This window comes from Terriglobia bacterium, assembly GCA_020073185.1.
GTDB lineage: Bacteria > Acidobacteriota > Terriglobia > Terriglobales > Acidobacteriaceae > JAIQGF01.
This window is the reverse complement of the sequence record JAIQFT010000018.1, coordinates 84,051-91,043: the sequence shown is the minus strand read 5'-3', so window position 1 is coordinate 91,043 and position 6,993 is coordinate 84,051. Positions and strand designations below refer to the sequence as shown.

7 protein-coding genes are annotated in these 6,993 nt (G+C 62.5%); 1 reads left to right on the top strand and 6 read right to left on the bottom strand.

The window, feature by feature from the left end:
• Positions 1-348 (bottom strand): hypothetical protein (locus LAN64_08980; GenBank protein ID MBZ5567970.1); only part of this gene is annotated, 348 nt, incomplete at its 3' end.
• A 189-nt stretch (positions 349-537) separates the two neighbouring features.
• On the opposite strand from LAN64_08980, the gene glpX reads away from it, so the two are divergent.
• On the top strand, positions 538-1,569 hold the full coding sequence (gene glpX, locus LAN64_08975) for a class II fructose-bisphosphatase (protein ID MBZ5567969.1): 1,032 nt from the start codon (positions 538-540) through the stop codon (positions 1,567-1,569).
• 97 nt (positions 1,570-1,666) lie between these two features.
• Here glpX and ada read toward each other — a convergent pair whose 3' ends face one another.
• The 5 genes from ada to LAN64_08950 form a co-directional block, all read right to left on the bottom strand.
• On the bottom strand, positions 1,667-2,743 hold the full coding sequence (gene ada, locus LAN64_08970) for a bifunctional DNA-binding transcriptional regulator/O6-methylguanine-DNA methyltransferase Ada (protein MBZ5567968.1): 1,077 nt from the start codon (positions 2,741-2,743) through the stop codon (positions 1,667-1,669).
• A gap of 112 nt (positions 2,744-2,855) precedes the next feature.
• Positions 2,856-3,872, bottom strand: coding sequence for a hypothetical protein (locus LAN64_08965; GenBank protein ID MBZ5567967.1), 1,017 nt, complete (start codon positions 3,870-3,872; stop codon positions 2,856-2,858).
• A gap of 170 nt (positions 3,873-4,042) precedes the next feature.
• The gene (locus tag LAN64_08960; protein ID MBZ5567966.1) at positions 4,043-5,002 is read right to left on the bottom strand and encodes an esterase family protein; all 960 of its coding nucleotides are present in this window, start codon (positions 5,000-5,002) and stop codon (positions 4,043-4,045) included.
• Between the two features lie 7 nt (positions 5,003-5,009).
• Positions 5,010-6,287, bottom strand: coding sequence for a N(4)-(beta-N-acetylglucosaminyl)-L-asparaginase (locus LAN64_08955; GenBank protein MBZ5567965.1), 1,278 nt, complete (start codon positions 6,285-6,287; stop codon positions 5,010-5,012).
• Between the two features lie 404 nt (positions 6,288-6,691).
• Positions 6,692-6,925 (bottom strand): addiction module protein, encoded by a 234-nt coding sequence (locus LAN64_08950; protein ID MBZ5567964.1) that lies wholly within the window; start codon positions 6,923-6,925, stop codon positions 6,692-6,694.
• Positions 6,926-6,993 lie beyond the last annotated feature (68 nt).

The following is a 6,993-nucleotide window of genomic DNA, read 5'->3' as shown; positions in this document are numbered from 1 at the left end:
GCGCATTGCCACCGAGGTCATCTCCTGCGGAATGGCGTTCACCGTGGCCACCACCTCGCGGTCCCACACCGGCAGACCTTCCGGGGCAGAAGGGTTGAAAGTCCAGCGCGTGAATTCGACGACGGAACCGCCGCCGGACTTACGGACCGTGACTTCATAGGATCCGGGGGGCAGCAGCGTGCCGCCAGCCTCTGTGGGCACGGAGATATTCAGTGTGACGCTTTTGCCTGTCTTCCAGGTCGCGTTGATGACCTGCCCCTCAGCCGTTCCGCTCATGGCGAAAAGGACAGCGGCCACGGTGGCGACTAGGGCGGCGCGGACAACGATCGAACTAAACTGGGGTTTCATTTCACATTCTCCTTCTTGTTCGCTCTTTTCTGGATCGCGACTGGTGGCGCCACCGCGTTCGCTCTGCATGGTGGATAACCGGACGGCGCCCGATTTATTCCCGCCGCGCCCGGGAGCGCGGTATTGACGCCGCTTTGCGCCCAGGCGCATCATTGTTGCCTTTCTGTTCAATGCCGGTAGGAGGCATCCATGGCTACACAGGTGACAACCAAAGCAGCCAAACAATTCGGGGTCAACATCGAGAGCGATCTCGCGCTGGAGTTTCTGCGCGTGGTGGAGAACGCGGCCATCGCGTCGGCGCACACCATGGGCCAGGGCGAGCGCAAGTATTCCGACCATGTCGCCACTGAGGCGATGCGGCAGACCATGGACACAGTACCGATGAGGGGCACTATCGTCATCGGCGAGGGCGAGCGCGACGAGGCCCCCATGCTCTACATCGGCGAACGCGTCGGCGCCGAGTTCCCCGACGGCACCGCCGTGCCGGAGATCGATATCGCCGTGGACCCGCTCGAAGGTACGAACCTGTGCGCCACCGGATCGCCCGGCGCCATTACCGTGCTCGCGGCGTCCGAGCGCGGCGGCCTGCTTCATGCTCCCGACTGCTACATGGAAAAGATTATCGTTGGGCCCTCGTCCCGTGGCGCGGTGGACCTGGACGCGCCCGTTGCCGACAACCTGAAGAACATCGCCAAGAGCCTGGAGCGCGATGTCGATGACCTAGTGGTCATCGTGCTCGACCGCCCGCGGCACGAGAAGCTAATCGACGACATCCGCAGGGCCGGCGCCCGCATCAAGCTGATCGGGGACGGCGACCTGTCGGCGGGAATTTCCGCGGCCGTCATCGGCACCGGGGTGCACGCCGTCATGGGCTCCGGCGGCGCGCCCGAAGGCGTGCTCACCGCGGCCGCCATGCGCTGCCTCAACGGCTACATGCTGGGCCGCCTGGTGATTGACAAGCCGGCGCTGGAAGAGCGCATCGCCAAGATGGGGATCAAGGACAAGAACAAGGTCTACACCGCCGAGGACCTCGCGCCGGGCAAGCAGTTGATCTTCGCCGCTACCGGCGTGACCGACGGCGGACTGATGCGCGGCGTGCGCTTCTTCGGCGAAGGCGTGCGCACCTCGTCACTCATTCTGACCAGGTCCACCGGCAAGGTGCGCTTCATTGACGCCATCCACCTGGAGAAGAACAAGGATGTAAAGATTCGCTTCTCCTAAGACAGTCGATGGGCGATGGTCGCTGGTCGCTGGCCCCAATTCAAAACGGCGCTGCCTGAGCGGCGCCGTTTTCATGTCCGCAACGCTAAGACGCTGACTACTGACTCTTGACTACCGACTCCTGGTTCCGCTCGGCCGCGAGCAACTCTTCCTTCCGCTTCAGTCCCCAGCGATAACCGCCGAGCGATCCGTCGCTGCGCACCACGCGATGGCACGGGACGATCACTGCGACCGGGTTCGACGCGATCGCGCGCGCCACCGCCCGCACCGCCTTCGGTTGCTTCAGCGCCCGCGCGATCTGCGCGTAGCTGCGGGTTTCGCCGCGCGGTATGCGGCGCAGCGTTTCCCAGACCTTCGCCTGGAAGGCGGTGCCGCGAATATCGAGCGCGAGGTCGGGGTGCGCCTCGCTGCCGTGCACGCAATCCATCACGCGCTGCACGGTATCGGCGAGCGCCGTTGCATCTTCGCGCACCGACGACAGCGGGAATTCGCCGCGCAACTCAGTCACCAGCTCCGAGTCGGAATCGCCGAGCCGGACGGCGCAGACGCCGCGCTCGGTAGCCGCCACCAGCACGCGCCCGACCGATGAACCCGCAATCGCGTAGCGGATCTCGGTTCCCGCGCCGCCGCTGCGATAGGCGCCGGGCGTCATGCCCAGTTGTTCCGCCGCGTGTTCGTACAGCCGGCTGCTGGATCCGTACCCGGCGGCGTACATGGCGGAGGTCACGTCGTCGCCACTCTTCAGCCGCGATTTCAAGCTCAACAGGCGGCGCACCCGCGCATACTGCAACGGCGACACCCCCAACACGCGCTTGAATGTGCGCTGCAGGTGGAACGCGCTCAGCCCAGCTTCGCGGCTCAGCGCGCTCAGATTCACCGGCTCTTCGAGGTGCGCGTCAATGTAGCGGCAGATGTGCTGCACCAGGTCCGCCTGCGGGTCGCGGAACCGGTTCTCGTGCGGGCGGCAGCGGCGGCAGGCGCGGAACCCGGCGCGCTCTGCGGCCTCAGGCCCGGGGAAAAAGCTGACCTGTTCGCGGCGCGGGCGGCGCGAGGCGCAGGTCGGGCGGCAGTACACCCCGGTGGAGCGCACCGCATACACGAACAGGTGCTGGAAGCGGCGGTCGCGGTGCAGCACCGCCTGCCAGAATTCCTGCGGACCAATGTGGCTAGGCATCTTATCCATGACGATCACCATAGACAAAGATTACGCGGGCATAAAAGACGCCGCTATCCGTTTCTTGCGGGCAAACTACGTGAAGCGTGGACTCCGTAAAGCGCGGACTCCGTCAGTCGCTCGTCACCTGAACCAGTCGGCTGCGCAAGTAAGCGCCGGTATATACCCCCTGCAACGCCGAAACAATCGTTTTTGGCGTGGCATCAGACTTGTGAAATCCCCAATTCGGCCCCTGCCCGTCCGGTTCCGTCTTCCAGAACTGGTCGTATGCTTCACCCCACACGAATTTCACGCTGCTGGCGGCCAATTGCTTAAAGAACTCGACCTGATTCGACTCCGTTGCGGCAGGATCGCCGGCAGTTGGCCACCACGACTCTTTGACCACGATTGTTCTCCCCGGCGCCCAGGCTTGCAGGGTTTCATACGAAGTTCGGACAAGCGACACCGCATCTGGAATTACACGAATCCCCGCAAACCACGGATGGATATTTGGAAAAGCCCAATCTCCCAGGTTTAGCAAGGTATGGTCCGACTGATATTGCCCGAATGGCTCGCTCGTAGTCACTGGACGGCCTGTACTTGCCTGCAACGCTGCAAGTTCGTCGTTCAATTCCTGGCGCGTATAGCGTGGTATTGGTTGTGCATTCAGACCCTCGTTCCCCAACACGAATGCGTCAATGTATTGAAGGGCTGTCATCGCCGCAGCCTTCTCCCGGCTTAGTTGGGCGGCATCAAACCAAAACAGCCCGGCGATTACCTGTGCAAATCCAGCTTGCTTCGCGATTCTCGGAACGTCTGCTAATGTCCCGTCGAGCGAATACGTGACCAGTCCGCGCCATCCTTCCTGAGAAAGCTGGGTAAGTGCAGTAATCAACTGATTGTCGGTCGGAAAGACATTTTGGTTTGGATTGAAGGGACTCGGTGGCGAAAAAGAGATCCAATTGCGGCAGGTAAGCAGACTCTGCGGCGGGGCAATCGTCGGAGTGCATACTGAGACTGCGGGGCCTGCAGGTTTGTTCGAGGACGATCCCGAGCCGACTCCACCGCAGACAGGGGCTGTGCTGAGCCCAGCAGCCATCGCTCCAAGTGACACGCGTCCTACTTGCTGAACGAATTCGCGACGATTCATTAGGTGCTCCTCCGGCGAGCGCCACGCACGCATGACACAGTACACGCACGAACCCTCGGTTGGAAGAAGCTGGAGTCGTCGAGACAATCACCCGCGAAAAAGAGTACGCGCGCGCCCTACGCCGCCATCCGATTCTTGCGGGCAAACTACGGAGTTCAACCAAGCGCAGTTTACGGCCGGCGCGGCGGCGACGGCTTTTGGATGACTGGCATGATGGGCGGCAGGACGGGCCGGGCCGGGCCAAGTTCCATGTGGCGCGACAACTCGCGGAACATGGCCGGAAGTTCCTCGTCCCAGAATGCCCAACTGTGGCCGCCGGGCGCTTCTTCATACGTGTATGCGATCTTGCGCCGTTGCAGAAGCGCAACGAAATCCCGATTGCTGTCGAGCAGGCCATCGGCTGTTCCGCAGGCAATCCAGAAATACGGCAGTGCGGCTGGGTTCGCTTTCTCCGCCAGGGCGTAGACGTCGTTCGCAGCACGCGTTGGACTGCCGGAGGCGCCATAGATTTCCCGCACCTGCTGGTTGTACTTCTCGCCGAACGGAATCTTGAAGTCGGGATCGTGGGCCACGGTCTGCGCGCCGCTGAAGCTGCCGGCGAAGACGAACAGGTCGGGATACTTGAGGGCAAACTTCAAGGCGCCGTAGCCGCCCATGGAGAGCCCGCCGATAGCGCGGGCATGGCGTGCGGCGATGGTGCGGTAGGTCTTGTCAATTTCTCGAATCAGGTCCTTGAAAATGTAATCCTCGAAGCGGTCCTGCGGGTTGGCGGCCGAATTCGTGTACCAGGAGTCGCCGGCGTCGGGCATGACGATGATCAACTGCAGCGGCGCCGCAAATTCCTCGAGATGGGTCTTGGTGTCCCAGTCGAGATAGCTGCCGGCCAACCCGTGCAGCAGGTAAAGAACGGGATAGCGGCGCGCGCTGCGTTCGTAGCCTGCGGGGAGGAGTATCCGGTACTTCATCTCCCGCCCCAGCGAGGCACTTTGGAAGGTGGCGTCGCGGACGGTTGCGTGCGGTGCGGCGGGGAGTTGTTTATACGACCGCGGAGCCGTGCCCACCTGGGCAAGTGCGGAGCTGATCCCAAGGCAAATCAGGATCAGCAGGAGAATGGCGCGTCGTCGGATCATTGAACCCTTATTTTTTCTCTGGCTGACTCGGCCCATAGTTCGGCCGCTGGAAGGGCTCGCGCGCTTGCGGCGGAAACGACAGCGGACGTCCCGCGAACAGGTACGGCATGTCTTCCAGGCGCTTGCTTCCATCGTGCACCAAGAATTGCCGCCGCTTGTCGGAGGCCGTATGGCTCCAGAGGCTGACGCCGGCGTAGGCGCCGTCTTTTCTGAGGATGTAGTACTGCATGTCCACGTACCGCAGCTTGGCGGGATTGTGCTGGTAATTGCGGGCGATGCGTTTCAGCGTCTCCAGCCCAGCCTCTCGCGGCGCCATGCCGTGCCGCATGTTTTCCACGATGGTGTGCGCGCCCGCCACCCGGATGTTTTCTTCCCCGCTGCCGGTCGCCCCCGCCGAGCCCACGTCCTGATCGGTGTAGCTGCCCGCGCCGATGATCGGCGAATCGCCGCAGCGCCCGGGAATCTTCCACGCCAGCCCGCAGGTCGTCGTCATGCCTGACATCTCGCCCTTGGGCGTGACCGCGGAACAATGAATCGTGCCGTGCGTCGGGAAAAGCACGCGATCGATGCAGTGTCCGCGCCACTCCAGCGGGATCGCGAGGTCGGCTGCCAGTTCCTCCAGCTCCCTTCTTTTCTTCTCCCACCACTCGGCGCTGGCGGGCGGAGGCGGTTGCACATCGGATGGAACCTTGTAGTTCGGATCCGACAACCCCGGACCCCACCAACTGTCGCGATGGCTCTCCTTCCACAGCAACCATGCCTTGCGCGAGCGCTCGGTAAGCAGCTCGTCCTTGGGAAAGCCCATGGCGTGGGCAAAGCGGTCGGCGCCTTCGCCCACCAGCATCACGTGCGCGGTGTGTTGCATCACCGCCTGCGCCAGCAGCGACGCATTTTTCGTCCAACGAACGCCGCCCACCGACCCGGCGCGCCGCGTCGGTCCATGCATGCAGCAAGAGTCGAGTTCGACCACGCCTTCCTCGTTGGGCAAACCACCGAGCCCAACTGAATCGTCGTTGGGATCGTCCTCCTGGGTTTTGCCGACAGCGATCACCGCATCCAGCGTGTCGCCACCCTGGAGCAGCATCTGGTAGCCCTTGTCCATGCCGTTCCACCCATTACGGCTGGAGACCATCACCGGCTTGCTGGGCGGACCGCCAACCGCGGGTGCGTCCCTCTTCGCTTCGGCGGCGCGGCCGCCTTTCTGCTTGACTTCTTGCGCTTCCAGCGTAAGGCCGAGCGAGGCAAGCGTGGCGGCGGTAAGGAAAGTGCGACGATCGATAGCCATGGGGTGCTCCGGAGTTGGAGTCGAAACGGGACAGGATAGCAAAGCTGTCAGCGATCAGCCATCGGCTGTCGGCCAAGTTCAACACTGAGGCACAGAGACACGGAGGACAAACGATTAAAGGCGATCCCCCCAGTACTCTGGTCGTCTGCTGCTGTGGGCAACGGCCCAGAATGGTGACTACGGACCGTTGTTCGGAATAGATGATGACGAATGGGAATCGCCAGAGCAGGAACCGCCTGGTATTGTTCCGTCCGACCGGCCAGCGTTCCGGGGCTTCACCGATTGTTTCGGCGGCTCGATGCAGTTCCTCGACGAAGTCCAAGGCCGCCTTGGGGCTGCGCTTCTGGTACCACGCCACTGCACTCTTAACATCGGCGATTGCACCCTGGTGGTACTCAACCCGCTTAGCGCTCATTCACCATGGCCAAGAGCTCGCGATGCAATTGCTCCCAAGGGACAGTCACAGCTTTGCCCGCTTTCAGGTCTCCGATTCTGCGAGCGACTTCGTCATCCCAAGCCTGTTGCACAGACTCATCCGTGACTTCAAGACTGTCCAGCAGGGTATGGGCCAATGCAGCGCGCTCGTCAACAGGGAGTGCGAGCGCCCGTCTCAGCAGATCGGAAATTTCTGGACTCATGGCTTTATTCTACCCCGCGTTCCCGTTGTGCTGGTTGCTTCCAAACTCAAAATCAGGCTGATCTCAGT